General features: G+C 56.6%; 12 protein-coding genes. 9 read left to right on the forward strand and 3 right to left on the reverse strand.

Going from position 1 to position 16,236, the window contains the following annotated elements; all coding sequences use genetic code 11:
* Window positions 1-45: 45 nt before the first annotated feature.
* Window positions 46-1,020 (reverse strand): LysR family transcriptional regulator, encoded by a 975-nt coding sequence (locus GOV90_RS10810; RefSeq protein ID WP_171094872.1) that lies wholly within the window; start codon window positions 1,018-1,020, stop codon window positions 46-48.
* 362 nt (window positions 1,021-1,382) lie between these two features.
* On the opposite strand from GOV90_RS10810, the gene GOV90_RS10815 reads away from it, so the two are divergent.
* The 3 genes from GOV90_RS10815 (at window position 1,383) to GOV90_RS10825 (ending at window position 7,774) form a co-directional block, all read left to right on the forward strand.
* On the forward strand, window positions 1,383-4,583 hold the full coding sequence (locus GOV90_RS10815; protein ID WP_171094874.1) for an S-layer family protein: 3,201 nt from the start codon (window positions 1,383-1,385) through the stop codon (window positions 4,581-4,583).
* A 63-nt stretch (window positions 4,584-4,646) separates the two neighbouring features.
* Window positions 4,647-6,407, forward strand: coding sequence for a type I secretion system permease/ATPase (locus GOV90_RS10820; RefSeq protein ID WP_171094876.1), 1,761 nt, complete (start codon window positions 4,647-4,649; stop codon window positions 6,405-6,407).
* On the forward strand, window positions 6,404-7,774 hold the full coding sequence (locus GOV90_RS10825; protein ID WP_171094878.1) for an HlyD family type I secretion periplasmic adaptor subunit: 1,371 nt from the start codon (window positions 6,404-6,406) through the stop codon (window positions 7,772-7,774). Before GOV90_RS10820 ends, GOV90_RS10825 begins: the two co-directional genes overlap by 4 nt.
* A gap of 93 nt (window positions 7,775-7,867) precedes the next feature.
* On the opposite strand, the gene GOV90_RS10830 is transcribed toward GOV90_RS10825, so the two are convergent.
* The gene (locus GOV90_RS10830) at window positions 7,868-8,500 is read right to left on the reverse strand and encodes a TetR/AcrR family transcriptional regulator (RefSeq protein ID WP_171094880.1); all 633 of its coding nucleotides are present in this window, start codon (window positions 8,498-8,500) and stop codon (window positions 7,868-7,870) included.
* A 147-nt stretch (window positions 8,501-8,647) separates the two neighbouring features.
* Here GOV90_RS10830 and GOV90_RS10835 point away from each other — a divergent pair, with 147 nt between their 5' ends.
* The 5 genes from GOV90_RS10835 (at window position 8,648) to mtnA (ending at window position 13,645) form a co-directional block, all read left to right on the forward strand.
* The gene (locus tag GOV90_RS10835; RefSeq protein WP_171094882.1) at window positions 8,648-9,577 is read left to right on the forward strand and encodes an AEC family transporter; all 930 of its coding nucleotides are present in this window, start codon (window positions 8,648-8,650) and stop codon (window positions 9,575-9,577) included.
* Window positions 9,578-9,682: 105 nt separating this feature from the next.
* The gene (fghA, locus tag GOV90_RS10840; protein WP_171094884.1) at window positions 9,683-10,516 is read left to right on the forward strand and encodes an S-formylglutathione hydrolase; all 834 of its coding nucleotides are present in this window, start codon (window positions 9,683-9,685) and stop codon (window positions 10,514-10,516) included.
* 3 nt (window positions 10,517-10,519) lie between these two features.
* On the forward strand, window positions 10,520-11,977 hold the full coding sequence (sthA, locus tag GOV90_RS10845) for a Si-specific NAD(P)(+) transhydrogenase (RefSeq protein WP_171094887.1): 1,458 nt from the start codon (window positions 10,520-10,522) through the stop codon (window positions 11,975-11,977).
* Complete coding sequence (locus GOV90_RS10850) at window positions 11,974-12,429, forward strand: YaiI/YqxD family protein (protein ID WP_171094889.1); 456 nt, start codon at window positions 11,974-11,976, stop codon at window positions 12,427-12,429. Before sthA ends, GOV90_RS10850 begins: the two co-directional genes overlap by 4 nt.
* A 121-nt stretch (window positions 12,430-12,550) precedes the next feature.
* Entirely contained in the window at window positions 12,551-13,645 is a 1,095-nt protein-coding gene (mtnA, locus tag GOV90_RS10855) for an S-methyl-5-thioribose-1-phosphate isomerase (RefSeq protein WP_171094890.1), read from the forward strand.
* Between the two features lie 98 nt (window positions 13,646-13,743).
* Here the strand turns inward: mtnA and GOV90_RS10860 are convergent, their stop codons facing one another.
* Complete coding sequence (locus GOV90_RS10860; RefSeq protein WP_171094892.1) at window positions 13,744-14,979, reverse strand: MFS transporter; 1,236 nt, start codon at window positions 14,977-14,979, stop codon at window positions 13,744-13,746.
* A 148-nt stretch (window positions 14,980-15,127) separates the two neighbouring features.
* Between GOV90_RS10860 and zapE the strand changes: the two genes are divergently transcribed.
* Window positions 15,128-16,186 (forward strand): cell division protein ZapE, encoded by a 1,059-nt coding sequence (gene zapE / locus GOV90_RS10865; protein ID WP_171094894.1) that lies wholly within the window; start codon window positions 15,128-15,130, stop codon window positions 16,184-16,186.
* Window positions 16,187-16,236: the final 50 nt, after the last annotated feature.

Genomic DNA, 16,236 nt, shown 5'->3' on the forward strand with positions numbered 1-16,236 from the left:
GCGTCAACAGATTGTACCGCCTGTCAGGGGCAATTCGCGTCTCTGTCAGGCTTTCTCGGGCAGTGGTTTTGCAAGTTTGGTTTTGCCTTTAGACGATGCATCGGGCTTAAAGGTCGGGATCACGCCCACGGGCGGGTTTTCAAGGATATAGGCCCCAATCCGCGCCAGCATGGGTTTTCTTGGGCAATTGGGGCGCGTGGCTGCACCAAGATCTCGTAAATGTCCCGGTGCCTCAAATGGAATGAAGTGTAACGGCCAATTATCCCGTTTGAACTGTTCCGCAGCCAGAGCCGAGACAATTGTGCAATCGTCTGAATGGCAAATGTGACGACAGATCGTTTCAAACCGCAACGCTGTCAGATCAAAACGCTTACTGATCCGGGTTGTCCCGTCCTGCTTTGGAAGCCGATCCTCAAGATCGTAGCCAAAACTGTGCGGCAGACGGATAAAATCATGCGGCGGCACCTCTTCAGGAGTAATGGAGGTAAGCGTGGACAGCGGATGCCCTTGGCGCAAAGCCAAGAACAGTGGCTCGGACCAGATTGAAGTGAAGTCTAAATTGGCGCTGTTATTGACCTTGGCCACCAGCGCCATGTCCAGCTCGTGATCCTCAACCATGCGCAGCATATTTTGGGGCAGATCTTCGACCAGAGTGACGCGCATCCTTGGAAACAGGACGCTGAACAGTTCGGAAAAGTAACCTGTCAGATATGGTGCGAGCGTCGGCGTCATGCCGATGGTCAGCGGAACCGCCTCGGGGTCTCGAAATTCGATCGCTGTATCGCGGATTTTCTGGGCGTCCTTCAGAATACGGTCCGCAATCTCAACAATGCGTTCCCCGTACAGCGTTGGGCGCACCTCGTTGTTTAGACGTAGGAACAACTCAGCACCCAGTTCCTGTTCCAGCTTTTTTATCTGGTTCGACATCGCAGGCTGCGACACGTTGCAGGCCGCAGCGGCCTGACTGAACTGCCCGTGTTTTGCGATGGCAAGGACATATTCCAGATCTCTGAGGTTCAACGGGCATCCAGTTCTGACGTAAAGTGCTCGGCTTAGTCAGCTATCAAGATACGATCTGGCGGCTGGATTCAGAAGGCCGCTGGGGTCAATCGAGGCCGAATGCCGATCACATCCGCTGACAAATCTGTCAGAATTCGAAATCGAATAGATGACCACCCGATCCCGGATTTACCGCAAGCCCCTTGTTTATAGTGATTCTGCCTGCGCCCACCTCACGAAATTCGTGAGTATTCGCGCCGGTTATACACCCGATTTGAACCATGAATTTCAGCCGCCGCGCGGGGCGGCCTAGTCCTTTGTTGCGTCGGTAGCCCGGACAGATGGGCCGCCAGCACAAACGCAACCTAATGACGGAGTGATCCATGCTGTCCCAATTCGCAGAAAGCCTGCGCGCCCGTCTCTTGACTACGTCAACCCTGGCGCAAGAGACATCCCGCGATGGCCAAACCCTCATCAATAATTTCTTTCAATCCACGGTCGTGGACGACACACCCGCTTTTGTTCTAGCAAATGATTTTTCGCGCCTGCTGAACTTTGGCGAGATCGTCACCAATAACGCTGTTGCCGCTGTTCAGGCTCAGGGGCAGGACGTCGATGTCTTCAACTTCCGTTCGGGCCGGATCGAAGCGAACAGCGGGCCTGACGCATTGGCCACTGGTGTCCAAGTCACCGGAAGCGCTGCGGTTCGCAATTTCGGCGAGATCGCGGGTGAGTTTAACGGCGTGCAGTTTGCTGGTGCCGAAAGCTCGGGCAGCCTGGACAATTTCCGCGGTGCTGTCATCTCTTCCGACAGCCGAGCGGTTGATATTCAGGGCCAGGGCATAGATGTGCGCAACTTTGGCGACATCGTTGGCACTGGCGACCAGCGCAATGGCACCATCTATACCAACGCAACGGCCGAGGACATCTCGATCTCGAACTTCACCGGCGGTACGATTGATGCTGGCGAAGGCAACCAGGGCGCAGGTATTTCCCTGCAGATCGGTGATCAAGCCGGTGACCGCGTGCAAACCGATGTATTCAACGGCTTTGGCGCAACCATACAGGGTCGCGGTCAAGCGGCTGCCAACACCCCGCTGGCGGGCGACGGCATCCGGATCGACGACGGCGCTGAAGGCACCATCCTGGAAACCGAGATCATTAACAGCGGCCTGATCTCGACCGAAAGCAATCAGGGCACAGCGGCTGGTATTCGCATTGCAGATGGCGCAAATGCCGAAGGTGAGATCCTGAACACCTCAACCGGTGTGATCGAAGGCCCTCGCAACGGCCTTTACATTGGCAATGGTGAACATGATCTGGACGTACTGAACTTTGGCACCATCCAGTCGGGCAGCCGCGCGGTTAATATCGACGGATCTGGTGTCGATCTGATCAACGGCGGGGATATCCTTGGCACCGGTGACCAGCGCAACGGCACCGTCTACGCAGATGATACTGCACGCGATTTTTCGATCAATAACCTGGCGACAGGCGCGATCGATGCAGGTGAGCACAATAACGGTGCGGGTATCTCTCTGTCGTTGGCTGAAGACGGCAATGGTGACATTGAAATCGAGAACGCAGGCGTCATCGCCGGACGTGGCAACGCGGGTGCCGCGCTGGGCACGGCGGGCGACGGCATTCGTCTGGAAGGTGTGCGTCAGGACAGTGGCTTTGCGCCTGCCTCGTTTACTGGCACCATCACCAACAGCGGGAGTGTCACGTCCGAAGGTGGAAACGGTACGGTTGGCGCGTTCCGGGCAGTGAACAATGTCAATTTCCAAGGCCGGTTGATCAATGAAGAAACTGGTGTGTTCGCAGGCGGTCAGAACGGCGTCTACTTTGGAACCGGTGACCATTCCGGCGGATCGTTCGTTAACCGCGGTCTCGTCACCTCGGACAGCCGCGCGCTGAACATCGATGGCGTTGGGCTTGAGGTGCTCAACGAAGGCCAAATCATTGGCACCGGAAATCAGCGCAATGGCACTGTTTATGCGGATGGCACAGCCGACAACTACGCGTTCACAAACACCGGCTTGGTGGATGCGGGCGAAGGCAACAATGGCTCTGCCGTGTCTTTGCAAACCGGTGACGTGTCGGGCGACGTTGTATCGGCGGTTGTTGTGAACGAAGGTACGCTGCAAGGTCGTGGTGACGCGGCCGAAGGCAATCAGGTTGGCGATGGCCTGCGCTTGTTCACCAGCCAGGATGACGCTTCTTTTGCCGGTATTGTGGTCAACGAAGGTCTGATCGCAGGGTCCGAAGGTTCGGATGCCGCCGCCGGTATCCGCGTGGATGGCGGCCTGAATCTGCTGGGTGCAATCCTGAATAAAGGTGAAATCCGTGGCACGGTTAATGCCATCGATGCGTCTGATGCAGGCACCGTTACAATCGTCAACGACGACGAAGGTGTGATCAACGGCAATGTTCTGCTGAGCGACGGTGATGACATCTTTGTTGATCTGGGCACCACCAATGGCGATATCGACGGTGGCGCAGGCGATGATGTTCTGATCGCCGGCGATGCAGACAACGTTCTGACCAGTGGTCTGGGCAATGACTTCATCGACGGTGGAGAAGGCATCGACACCGCAGACTTTTCGGATCTGGATGTCGCAGTCAATGTTCGTCTGGACGCCAATGGCAACGGCACCGCTACCCGCGATACCGGTTTCAACGTGTCAATCACGGATTCGGTAGTCGCGGCGCCGGACCAATTCGGAGCAAACATTCCGGACGGCGCTTGGTTTGTAGAGGAAGCGGTTCAGGGCAACCTGTACTACAACATCCACACGACCGATTTCCCTGCTGGTGAAATCCGCGGACAGCTGCTGGTCGACAGCGATGTAACCGAAAACGGTATTCGCACAGTGTCACTTAGCGGCGGTCTGGACGCGGCACAGGAGCCTGGGCCAACTTCGGACAGCCTAGCGACCGGCGATGCAACTGTTGTCATCACTCAGAATCTGGCAACGGGCGACGTCAGCTATTCCAGCGACCTGAGTGTTGTGGGCCTGAACGAAGCCGACCTGAACACGCCGATCCCCGGTGTCGTTTCCGCCATCCATCTGCACAACGCACCTGCCGGTCAGAATGGCCCGGTCGTGCAGGACACGCTGGTCGATGCAGGTGCCACGCTTGATGTGGATGCGCAGGGTGGGACTGGTGTCATTGGGCAGGACGTCATCGAAAATCAGATCGAAACCGACATCCTGCAGTCCATTGAAAACGTTGTCGGATCCGATGATGGCGACGTGATCTTCGGCAGCGATCAGACCAATGTGCTGAATGGCGCTGACGGTGATGACCTGCTGAACGGTGAAGGCGGCAACGACGTCCTCATCGGCGGCGCCGGGGCGGATACGTTCCAGTTTGGCGCGAACTTCGGCAACGACACCATCGAGGACTTCGAAGTAGGTCTGGATCAGCTGCAATTTGGTGACTTCGGTCCAGACTTCGGGGCGCAAGTCAACGTGGCTCAGGACGGTGGCGATGCAGTAATCAGCTTCGGAGATGAGGGTTCGGTCCGCCTGGTTGGCATCAATGTCGCCGACCTGAACGACAACGATTTCGTTGCATAAGCAAACAGTTGGCGGGGCGGCTTGTGGTCGCCCCGTTTTTCCAAACCGGAAAGGATCAACACGATGTTGCAGAAAACCAATCCCGTCAAAGCCGCCTGGGGGTCGCTGCGCAAAGGATTTGTCGCAGTTGCCTTTTTTAGTCTGTTTCTGAACCTGCTGATGCTGGCCGGACCGATCTATATGCTGCAGGTCTATGACCGTGTCCTGACCAGCCAGAATGCCGACACACTGATCGCCCTGTCGCTTCTGCTGGCGGGGGTCTTTGTGGTGATTGCCTGCCTTGATCTGATACGGATGCGCATCCTGGGCCGCTTAGCTGCCCGGTTCGAGATGAAAGTCGGAGCGCCCGTTCTGGGGGCCGCGATGAAACGTCGTGTGCAGGGGGAATCCACCCCCGGCGACAATCTGGTCGAAGACGTAAACGGCTTTCGCGAGTTCATATCAGGCACAACACTGACCGCCTTTTTCGATGCACCGTGGATACCGCTGTATCTGTTGGTCCTGTATGTCTTGCATCCCCTTCTTGGGCTGCTTGGACTGGCCGGAGCTCTGACACTGACCGTAATGGCCCTGATCAACAACGCCCGTGCACACAAGCCGATGCAGCAGGCAGCGCACGCACGCGGCCGTGCAGAGGCACTGTTTCGAACCGGAGACAGCAATGCCGAACTGGTCCACGCGCTGGGCATGAAGTCCGATCTGGTTCGGCGCTGGACTGCCCTTCAGGTCGATGCGCATCGTCAGAAGACCCGTGTAGCCGACCGGATCGCCAGTTTCTCGGTCATGTCCAAAACTCTGCGCATGGGGTTGCAATCCGCGGCTCTTGGCCTTGGCGCGGCGCTGGCGATTACTAGTGAAACCACAGCTGGCGTCATGATCGCGGCGACCATTGTTTTGGCCCGCGCTCTTGCCCCAATCGATCAGTTGATTGGGCAATGGCGCACATTCCTTGCCGCACGCGGCTCGTACGCCAAAATCACAAAACTCACCGAGGATTTCGCGGAAACGCCTGCCAATCTACACCTGCCTCGTGCGTTCAAATCTCTGGATGTCAGAATTGCGCAAGCGGGTCCGCCACGCGCGGTCAATGCCACTCTGCGCAGCATTGATTTCAGTTTGGCTGCTGGCGATGTGCTGGCAATCATCGGCCCCAGCGGTTCCGGGAAAACAACACTGGGCAAGATGCTGACAGGCATCTGGCACCCGCAACGGGGTGAGGTTCTGCTGGACAGCAGCCCGATGTCGAAATGGAACCATGAGGATCTGGGCAAGCAGATCGGCTATCTGCCGCAGGATGTGGACCTGTTTGACGGCACGATCCGTGAAAACATAGGTCGCTTTGCGGCTGCCATCGATGATGCCGAGGTTCTGCGCGCCGCGCGCGAGGCCGGAGTGCATGAGCTGATCAGCAGCCTGCCAGATGGGTATGAAACACGCATCGGTCAGGGATTCTTCCTGTCTGGCGGACAACGACAGCGCCTTGCCCTGGCGCGCGCGCTTTATGGTGATCCGTTTGTGCTGGTGCTGGACGAACCGAACTCGGATTTGGATGCAGATGGCGAAAAGGCTCTGCGTGACGCCATTCTGGCAGCTCAGGCCAGGGGCTCAATCAGTATCGTGATGACCCACCGCCCGGCCACATTGCAGGCGGCCAACAAGGTCATGGTTCTTCGCAACGGATCACAAGCCCAGTTTGGCGACCAGGGTGACGTTTTGAAGGTCAAAACTCAACACGTTCTCAAATCGCCCGCACAACGCGCAACCTCCGGCAAGCCCACCCTGCAACTATCAGAAAACGCCCGCATTACAGGAGCCGCACAATGACCCGTATCGTTCCCTATGCTTCAAACGACACAACACCAGACCTTTACGATGCGCGGGTTGTCGACGTGACCGAAGCGACACCCGACATCCGGCTGTATGTACTATTTGGTTTTTTCACATTGCTCGCGTTTGTCGGTGGCAGCATCTACTGGGCCTTCGCATCCAGACTTGACGGCGCCGTCGTGGCCCCTGCGTCATTTGTCGTCGAAGGGGATCGCAAAACAGTTGAGCATCTCGACGGTGGCATCGTCCGGTCCATTCTGGTCGCCGATGGTGAGGCCGTTGAACAGGGGCAACCTCTGATCCGGCTAGACAGCACCGAGATTGACGTCGACCTCAGCGTGCTGGGCAGCCAGATCGGCGAGCTTTCTGTCCGTCACGCGCGACTGATTGCGCAGCTACAGGGACAGTCTCAGTTTGACGAAGCCACCGCCTTCCAGAACTTTGAAGAAGATATGAATCGTCTTCACTGGGCTTCAGCTTTTCTGACACAAAAACAACTGTTTGACGCCGAACATCGCGCCCGCGCGACCGAAGCGGAGATCAACGCACAGCGCATTTCGGCGCTGCGGGATCAGATTGAAGGTCTGAACGAGCAGCGGATCAGTACGCAAAACCAGATGTCCATCACACGTGCAGAGTTGGAAAGCCTGCAGACCCTTTTGGACAAAGGCCTGGTTGCGATCACGCGGGTCAGCGCCCGCCAGATCGAGGTTGAACGGCTTTCGGGCGTCGATGCGTCGCTTCGGACACAGATAGCCCAAGCAGAAAACCAGGTCAGCGAGTTGAAACTGACAATGATCAGTCAGAAAAAGCTGCGCGATGAAGTTCTGGCCGGAGAACTGGCTGTCGTCGATGCCCAGCTTGATCTGCTGCGCCCGCAGTTCTCAGGGACCGTGGAGCGCCGTAAACGAATCGAAATCCTTGCACCAGTCAGTGGCCGTGTCGTGAACCTTGCCGCTTCGACCACAGGAGGGGTGATCAGACCCGGTGAACACATCATGGAAATCGTGCCCGCAGACCAAGCTTTGATTGTCGAAGCGCGCGTGAAACCCGGCGACATCGACAAGCTGAAGATCGGTCAGACCACGCGTATCCGTTTGTCTGCCTTCGCCCAAGCCGACGTTCCCGAAGCGCAAGGAGCCATTGTCGATATCTCTGCCGACGCGTTGGAAGACGAACGCACGGGCGAGGCCTACTACAAAGCGCGGGTCAAACTGGATGATCAGCAATCCAAAGAGGTAGCAGCCTTGAATCTGGTGCCCGGTATGCCGGCAGACTTGTTTGTCACCACCGGAGAACGCGCTGTTATTGCCTATCTGGCTCAGCCCATAAGCGAACGCCTTGCACGAACATTTATCGAGTAAAGGCTTTCAAAAGACTTTTGGAATAAAGCCTATTAGTATCGAGTGCTTTGGTGAGTGAGCGATGGTCTGCGAGCCTGTTCGGGCCGCGGGCCATCACTTTTTCGAATTTTCGCAGCCGTAGCTGGCCAAGAACATATCCACCGCTTGCGTCGCGACCTCATCGATCTCACTCTGGTTAAAGCTGTTTTGAATTCCAAATACAGCACGCGCCCAGATGCGTACTTTGCACAGCTCGGAAAACTGTTCCGCCGCGATGTTCACATTTTCGATGCACAGTTCGCCTTTTGCCACCGCCTTTTCAAGATACGCTGCCATCTGCCTTTGGCCGTTTTGCGGACCTGCCTCATAAAAGGCGCGGCCCAATTCGGGGAACCGGTCCCGTTCGGCTACGCAGATCCGAAATACTTGTTGTGCGAATTCGGATACAAGAAAAGCAGTGAGCTGCGTGGCCGCGATCTGCAGCACCTCGCGCGCAGGTTTGCTCTCATCAATCATTGACAAAATGCGCTCAGACATCAGACGACATTCTGTTTGCGCAACTTCCATGAACAACAGGCGCTTGTCCGGGAAATAGCTGTATAACGTTGCCTTTGACACGCCTGCTGCGCGGGCAATGTCGTCTACGCTTGCACCTTCGAACCCATCTGCCATGAAAACCTCTCGGGCCCCGCGCAAAACCTGATCGAACTTACGGCCTGTGCGCAGGATGGTGGCAGTTTGGGTCATATCATCTCCGGGATTGGTCTTTGCTGTAGTTTATAAACCGTTCAGTTCAGATACAACGATTTTCGCACTCCATGAAACCGTAACCCAGGGCGCGCGCCGTGATGTCAAAGGCTTGCGGCGCAGACAAACCATGTTAGGAGTCTGTCCATGGTCGAAGTTTTTCTGCGCACCCTTCCCTTTTTTGCGATTATCGGCCTGGGATATTGGGCGGGTCGCACTCGGTTTTTTACCGCCGAGGCTACTGCTTACCTTACCAAATTTGTCTTCTTCTTTGCGCTTTCAGCCATGCTGTTTCGCTTTGCGGCCACCTTGCCGTTTGCCGAAATCTTCAATGCTCGTCTGGTGCTTGGATATCTGAGCGGTACAGTTGCTGTTTACGTTTTGGCAACATGCGTTGCCTCGCTGCGAGGGCTGGATGTTCCAACAGCAGCAGTCGAGGCACAATGCTCAGCCATTGGCAACGTAGGCTTTTTGGGACTACCGATGCTGGCGCTCTTGTTCAGCGAAGCCGCCATCGGACCGGTGATGGTGGTCCTTACCGTGGATCTCGTTGTATTTTCCTCTCTCATTGTAATCCTGATCAACGGAGGCCGCGACGGTGAGCTTACCTTGGGCACGTTCAAGCTGATCGGTTTTGGGCTGGTTAAAAATCCGATGATCTTGTCCATCTCGGCCGGGTTGGTCTGGTCGTCGTTGGAAATCCCTGTGCCCGGGCCTTTCTACGACTTTCTGACTATTCTGGGCGGCGCAGCCACCCCCGGCGCTTTGTTCGCCATTGGGGCGTCTCTGGCTGGTAAATCGGCCGAACGCATCGAAATCGCCGCTTGGTTGAGCTTTTGCAAGTTGGTGATACATCCGGTTTGCGTTGCCGTTGTCCTGTTATGGCTAATGCCGATCGACATCTTTCCAGCCACCGTTGCAATCGCGGCAGCCGCTTTGCCTGTTGCCGGCAATGTTTACATGCTGGCCGCCCATTACGGCGTCGCGCCACAGCGGGTCTCGGCGGCCATTCTGCTCTCGACTGCAACCAGCATCCTAACTGTACCCTTGGTCATCGCTTGGCTGAGTGGTCTCTGACCTTCACCTTTTCGAAAAATACTCTCGCGACCAGCGGTCGCGGACTTTACGCCGCGTCTCTGGATCGTTAGCCATGTCGCGACTCTAATGTAAGGACGATGCCTGATGGAAACCCTCTCGGAAAACGCCTGTTTCGGTGGAGTGCAGGGCGTGTACCGCCATGCCTCTTCGGTCTGCCAATGCGACATGACTTTTGGCCTTTTTCTTCCGGCTGAAGCGAAGGACGGGCCGGTTCCCATCCTGTGGTATCTGTCCGGCCTGACCTGCACACATGAAAACGCCATGACCAAAGCGGGTGCACAGGCCTGGGCTGCAGAACAAGGGATCGCCATCGTATTCCCTGATACTTCCCCGCGTGGCGAGGGGGTCGCGGACCATGAAGACTATGATCTGGGACAGGGCGCGGGGTTCTATGTGAACGCGACGCAAGATCCATGGGCTCCACATTTCCAGATGTGGGACTACATCGCAGAAGAACTGCCCGCCTTGCTGGTTGAAAACTTCGCAATCGACAGCGAACGCCAGGCCATCACCGGGCATTCCATGGGCGGTCACGGGGCCCTGACACTGGCGATGAACCTGCCCGGCCGGTTCCGCTCGGTTTCGGCCTTTGCTCCGATTTCGAACCCTACGGGTGCAGATTGGGGGCGCAAACAGTTGAGCGCTTATCTCGGTGACGACGAGACCCTGTGGGCCAAGCATGATGCGTCGTTGTTGATGAAGGACAAAGGCTTCGACGGTCCGATCCTGATCGACACGGGCGCTAATGACCAGTTCATGGACCTGCTGCGCCCCGAAGCGCTGGCCCAAGCCATCGCCGAACGCCGTCAGCAGGCAACCTATCGCTTCCAGCCCGGCTATGACCATTCGTACTTCTTCGTTTCCACGTTTATGGAAGACCACATCACATTCCATGCTGAAGCGCTGTACGGAGACTGAGGCATGAGCAAATACGATTACGACCTGATCATCATCGGGTCTGGCCCCTCGGGTCGGTCAGCGGCCATTCAGGCGGGAAAACTAAAACGTCGCGTTCTGGTCATCGACCGCAAGGATCGCTTCGGCGGCGTGTCGGTTCATACCGGCACCATCCCGTCCAAGACCTTGCGCGAGACTGTGCTGAACCTCTCGGGCTGGCGCGAACGCAGCTTTTACGGCCGTTCCTATCGGGTCAAGGACCAGATCCGCGCCGAAGATCTGAAAGCCCGTCTGCATATGACACTCGACCATGAGGTCGATGTGCTTGAGCACCAGTTCAACCGCAATCACGTCGATACATTGGATGGTCTGGCCAAGTTCGTCGGACCCCATGAGGTTGAAGTCGCCACCGATGCCGGTGAGACCACGCGGGTGACGGCCAACAAGTTTCTGATTGCCACAGGAACTAAAACCTATCGCCCCGAGTACGTACCCTTCAACGGCAAGACCGTGGTTGACGGGGACGAGTTTCTGGAAATGGCCGAGATCCCGCGGTCGCTGGTCGTCATTGGCGCGGGCGTTATCGGGGTCGAATACGCCACGATGTTTTCCGCCCTGGACGTGCGGGTGACATTGATCGAACCGCGCGACACGTTTCTGGACTTCATCGACAGCCGTTTGATTCACGATTTCACCCACCAGATCCGTGAAAACGGCGTTGACCTGCGGTTGGGATCTGCTGTTGAGAAGATCGAAGATGCTGGTGAGCACGTGGAAGTGACATTGGAAAACGGTCGCCATGTTCGGGCAGAAATGCTTTTGTTTGCGGCCGGGCGTATGGGCGAGACATCAAAACTCAATCTCGATGCTGTTGGGTTGGAAACAGATCACCGCAACCGGATCAAGGTGGATCGTAAGACATACCAGACAGCAGTGCCGCATATCTATGCGACCGGCGACGTGATCGGGCACCCATCTCTGGCCTCGACGTCTCTGCAACAAGGACGCGTGGCGGCCTGTCACGCACTTGAAACACCCACACTGCCGGAAAGCCCGTGGTATCCCTATGGCATCTATTCAGTACCCGAGATTTCCACCTGCGGCATGTCCGAAGAAGAACTGCAGGAACGCGGTATACCCTATGAGGTCGGCGTCGCCCGGTTCCGCGAGACATCACGCGGGCACATCATGGGGCTAGAACACGGGATGCTGAAAATGCTGTTCTCGCTCAAAACCCGCCGGGTCTTGGGTGTGCAGATCGTCGGCGAAGGCGCGACAGAGCTGATCCATATTGCGCAGGCTGTGTTGAACCTTAAGGGCACAGTGGATTATTTCGTCCAGAACACCTTCAACTATCCGACACTGGCAGAGGCTTACAAGATCGCTGGGCTGGATGCGTTCAATCGGATGCCGATCCCTGAAGAGTTCAAGGTGCGCAAAAAACCGGCTGAACCCGCCAGGAAAGAGGCCAAGAAGGCGTGACCACGCTTTATGTCGATGGCGATGCCTGCCCTGTAAAAGCCGAAGCTGAACGGGTTGCAACGCGACACAAAGTGCCCATAGCACTGGTGTCCAATGGCGGGCTGCGCCCGTCGGCCAATCCGCTGGTCCAGGTTGTTATCGTCTCGGAAGGCGCTGATGAGGCCGACAAGTGGATCGCCGAGCGCTGCGGCGCAGGGGATGTCGTGATAACGTCCGACATCCCTCTGGCTGCCAAATGTGTCGAGGCAGGCGCGCGGGTTCTGCGCCCGAACGGTGAAGCCTTCACAGTCGCAAATATTGGTCAGCAACTGGCGATGCGTGACCTTATGGCAGACCTGCGTGCGGCCAACCCGCTTGGTGCGGGTGGTGGGGGACGACCGTTCGGTAAAGCTGATCGGTCTCGGTTTCTGGATGCATTGGAACGGGAAATTCGTGCTGCTCTGCGCGGTTAGTTCGACCAGCAACCGTTGAAAATACTGTCGCAAAATTGGAAACGCCCGTTTACAAGCCCTGCGTAAGAACGCACCTTGTGTTTGAATTCTGATCAGACCATTCGAACAGGGAGACTGCGTTATGCAAGTACAGGGCACTCACTATCGATCGATTTGGTGGGACAAGTCGGAGGGTGAGGTTCGGATCATCGATCAACGCTGGTTGCCGCATGATTTCCGGGTTGTGACCCTGAGAACTCTGGACGAGTTCGCAGCGGCAATTCGGGATATGTGGGTCAGAGGTGCACCTTTGATCGGCGCGACGGCCGCTTTTGGCATAGCTGAACAGATGTCCAGTGACAGTTCCGAAGCATCGTTTGATGCTGCATATGATGTTCTGCACGCAACGCGGCCCACCGCAATCAACCTGCGTTGGGCTTTGGACAGATGCCGAGAGGCTCTGATGCCGCTGGCTGCGTCCGATCGTGCCGAACGCGCCTGGGCCTTGGCACAAGAGATCGCGGACGAAGATGTCGAAATCAACGCGGCGATTGGTCGACATGGGTTAGCGTTGATCAAAGAGATCGCCGCGCGCAAGCCCGCTGGCGAACCGGTACGGCTTTTGACCCATTGCAATGCGGGTTGGCTGGCGACGGTAGATTGGGGCACAGCCACAAGCCCGATGTATCATGCGCATAACGAAGGCATCCCTCTGCATGTTTGGGTGGATGAAACCCGGCCCCGCAATCAGGGTGCGCTAACCTCATGGGAACTGGGAGAGCATGGCATCCCCCATCGCTACATCGTGGACAATGCCGGGGGGCACCTGATGCAGCATGGGTTGGTTGATCTGGTCATCACAGGCACAGACCGCACGACAGCTCAGGGCGACGTGTGCAACAAGATCGGCACCTACCTCAAAGCTTTGGCCGCGCATGACAACGGAGTGCCCTTTTACGTCGCCTTACCCTCCCCAACCATTGACTGGACGGTGCGCGACGGTGTGGCTGAAATCCCAATTGAGGAACGCGACGCAAGGGAAGTGACGCATGTCCTTGGCGTGGATGAGAATTCGGCCATAACAGATGTTCGCGTGACTCCGGTAGGGACAGAAGGGGGCAATCCTGCCTTTGATGTCACCCCCAACCGGTTGGTAACCGGGCTGATTACCGAGCGTGGCGTGTGCGAAGCCTCTGCAGAAGGTTTGGCAGGCTTGTTCCCGGACAGGGCTGGCTAACTGATACCGCACAAGCCGTATGTCGCTTGTCAGCGTAAACACAAAGGTTCTTGATCTGCCCCGGCTCTCTTTCCGTTGGCAGATCAGGACAAAAAGCGTCAGGCCGGAACAGCCGTGCGGTTCTCACGGATGGGCAAATGCACGATCGCGCTGAACGCGCCAATTGCCACGCCGATCCACCAAACCATGCTGTAGTCGCCGAACTGATCATACATACGACCGCCCAGCCAGATACCCAGAAAGCTGCCAAGCTGATGGCTGAAAAAGATAATGCCGTACAGCGTGCCCATATACCGCAAGCCGTAAAGGTGCGCTACAAGGCCCGAGGTCAGTGGCACAGTGGCCAACCAAAGTGATCCCATCACCAGAGAAAACACAATAACCGAGATTGGGGTGATCGGCAGCAGGATGAACAAGGCTGCAGCCAATGTTCTGCCTGTATACACTGCAGCCAGCAGGTATTTCTTGGGAAAGTGATTTCCTGCCCAGCCGGCCAGCAACGTACCACCGATATTGGCCAGACCAATCAGCGATATCGACACGGCCCCAAGCGCTGAGGTTGAGGTGATGCCAACGGAATGCAAAACGCCACCAGGTTGGATCGGGCCGCACATCTCGGTCACAAATGCCGGGAAATGCGCGGTGATAAACCCAAGCTGATACCCGCAGCTAAAAAAACCCAGAAAGATCAGCGCATAGGAAGGATCACGGAATGCCTTCCCTAAAATCTCTCCCATGCTTTCATGCAGTTCCGCCTTGCTGGCGGTCTGAGGGGCGCGCATGAAAGGCAGAACAAGAACAAGTGCCAAGATCGCAACCGCGAACACGATAAAGACTTGCTGCCAGGGCAAGAAGGTCATCAACCATTCAGCGGTAGGCGCCCCGAGCACCTGCCCAAAGCTACCTGCGGCTGTGACAATGGCAAGCGACATGGATCGGTTTTCATCAGAAGATGCACGCCCGACCACAGCAAGAACCACGCCAAACCCGGTTCCGGCAATGCCGAAACCCACCAACCAGGCATAGATCTGATGTTCAAAAGGTGTGACGGACCACGCCGATAGCACCATGCCAGCAGCATAGGTCAAAGCACCCAATATGATGGCCTTGCGGTCGCCGACTTTTTCGGCAATTGCACCAAAGATCGGCTGGCCAATTCCCCAAGCGAGGTTTTGAATGGCAATCGCCAATGAGAAATCAGTACGCAGCCAGCCAAACTCATCCGCGATTGGAATCTGAAACACGCCGAAAGAGGCGCGCACGGCAAAGCTGACCGTGATGATGATACATCCGACAATCAGGATTGGATTCAGCAGGCGGGCGGATTGCGGCATTCAGACCTCGGGCGTTTCTTCCGATGGACCGTATCGTTTTTCCGGATGGCGTCAATTCAGCAGATTTGTGGTCACGGATAACCAAATTTGATGTGTTGAGAAAATGGTTTCTTTTCAACGCGCGGTGGGGCGGGTAAGGCTCGGAGTTATGACGGATCTGATATCGCTATACGAGGCCCGCGTCGCGGATGGAACTCTGACCCGCGACGACGCGCAAGAGGCCGTTCTTCCCCAATTCGAACGCATCCGTGCGGCGCTGTCCGAGCCCGTCAAACGTGGTTTTTTCCGTAAAGCACCCCCACCCCCCAAGGGGTTGTATCTATGGGGCGGAGTCGGGCGTGGGAAATCTATGCTCATGGACATGTTCGTCGAAACGTTGGGCGATATTCCGGCGCGACGTGTCCATTTTCACGCGTTCATGCAGGAAATCCACGCAGGTATGCATAAAGCCCGGCAAGAGAATGTCGAAGATGCTCTGGCTCCGGTGGCGAAGGACGTGATCAAATCCGTCCGTTTGCTGGCATTTGATGAGATGCAGATCACCGACATCACCGATGCGATGATTGTTGGACGTCTGTTCGATCTGTTGCATGAGGGCGGTGTCGTTGTTGTTACAACGTCAAACCGGCACCCGGACGATCTGTATAAAGACGGGCTGAACAGGCAGCTGTTCCTGCCTTTCATTGCGCATATCAAAGAACAGCTACGGGTTTGGGAACTGGTTTCCCCAACTGATTACCGCCAAAACAGGTTGGAAGGCGCGCCGGTTTATTTTGCACCAATAGGCCCGGAAGCCCGGCAGAATATTCGGGAGGTCTGGAAAGATCTTGCGGGCGGCCCTGCCGAACCGCTTGTGTTGCAAGTCAATAGCCGCGCGGTAGAGCTGCCCGCTTTTCGCAATGGGGTTGCACGGGCGTCGTTTTACGATCTGTGCGGGCGGATGTTGGGACCTGCTGATTATCTGGCAATTGCCGACGCTGTGAAAGTGCTGGTGCTGGAAGACATCCCACGCTTGTCGCGGAACAACTTCAACGAAGCCAAACGGTTCGTAACCCTTATCGATGCACTTTATGAGGCCAGGGTCCGCTTGATCTGTTCCGCAGCGGCCGAGCCCGAAATGCTGTATGTGGAAGGTGAAGGGACGTTCGAATTTGAACGCACCGCGTCGCGCCTGCGAGAGATGCAGGACAAAGATTGGGGCTCATAGGGGGCTTTGCCCCCGCCGCGCTGCGCGCGCCTCCCCCAAGGTATTTTCAA

The organism is Ruegeria sp. HKCCA5929 (genome assembly GCF_013034525.1).
Lineage (GTDB): Bacteria > Pseudomonadota > Alphaproteobacteria > Rhodobacterales > Rhodobacteraceae > Ruegeria.

Coding starts and splice junctions, on each gene's coding strand:
- GOV90_RS10815 (WP_171094874.1), top strand. CDS start 1,383: ATGCTGTCCCAATTCGCAGAAAGCCTGCGCGCCCGTCTCTTGACTACG.
- GOV90_RS10820 (WP_171094876.1), top strand. CDS start 4,647: ATGTTGCAGAAAACCAATCCCGTCAAAGCCGCCTGGGGGTCGCTGCGC.
- GOV90_RS10825 (WP_171094878.1), top strand. CDS start 6,404: ATGACCCGTATCGTTCCCTATGCTTCAAACGACACAACACCAGACCTT.
- GOV90_RS10830 (WP_171094880.1), bottom strand. CDS start 8,500: ATGACCCAAACTGCCACCATCCTGCGCACAGGCCGTAAGTTCGATCAG.
- GOV90_RS10835 (WP_171094882.1), top strand. CDS start 8,648: ATGGTCGAAGTTTTTCTGCGCACCCTTCCCTTTTTTGCGATTATCGGC.
- fghA (WP_171094884.1), top strand. CDS start 9,683: ATGGAAACCCTCTCGGAAAACGCCTGTTTCGGTGGAGTGCAGGGCGTG.
- sthA (WP_171094887.1), top strand. CDS start 10,520: ATGAGCAAATACGATTACGACCTGATCATCATCGGGTCTGGCCCCTCG.
- mtnA (WP_171094890.1), top strand. CDS start 12,551: ATGCAAGTACAGGGCACTCACTATCGATCGATTTGGTGGGACAAGTCG.
- GOV90_RS10860 (WP_171094892.1), bottom strand. CDS start 14,979: ATGCCGCAATCCGCCCGCCTGCTGAATCCAATCCTGATTGTCGGATGT.
- zapE (WP_171094894.1), top strand. CDS start 15,128: ATGACGGATCTGATATCGCTATACGAGGCCCGCGTCGCGGATGGAACT.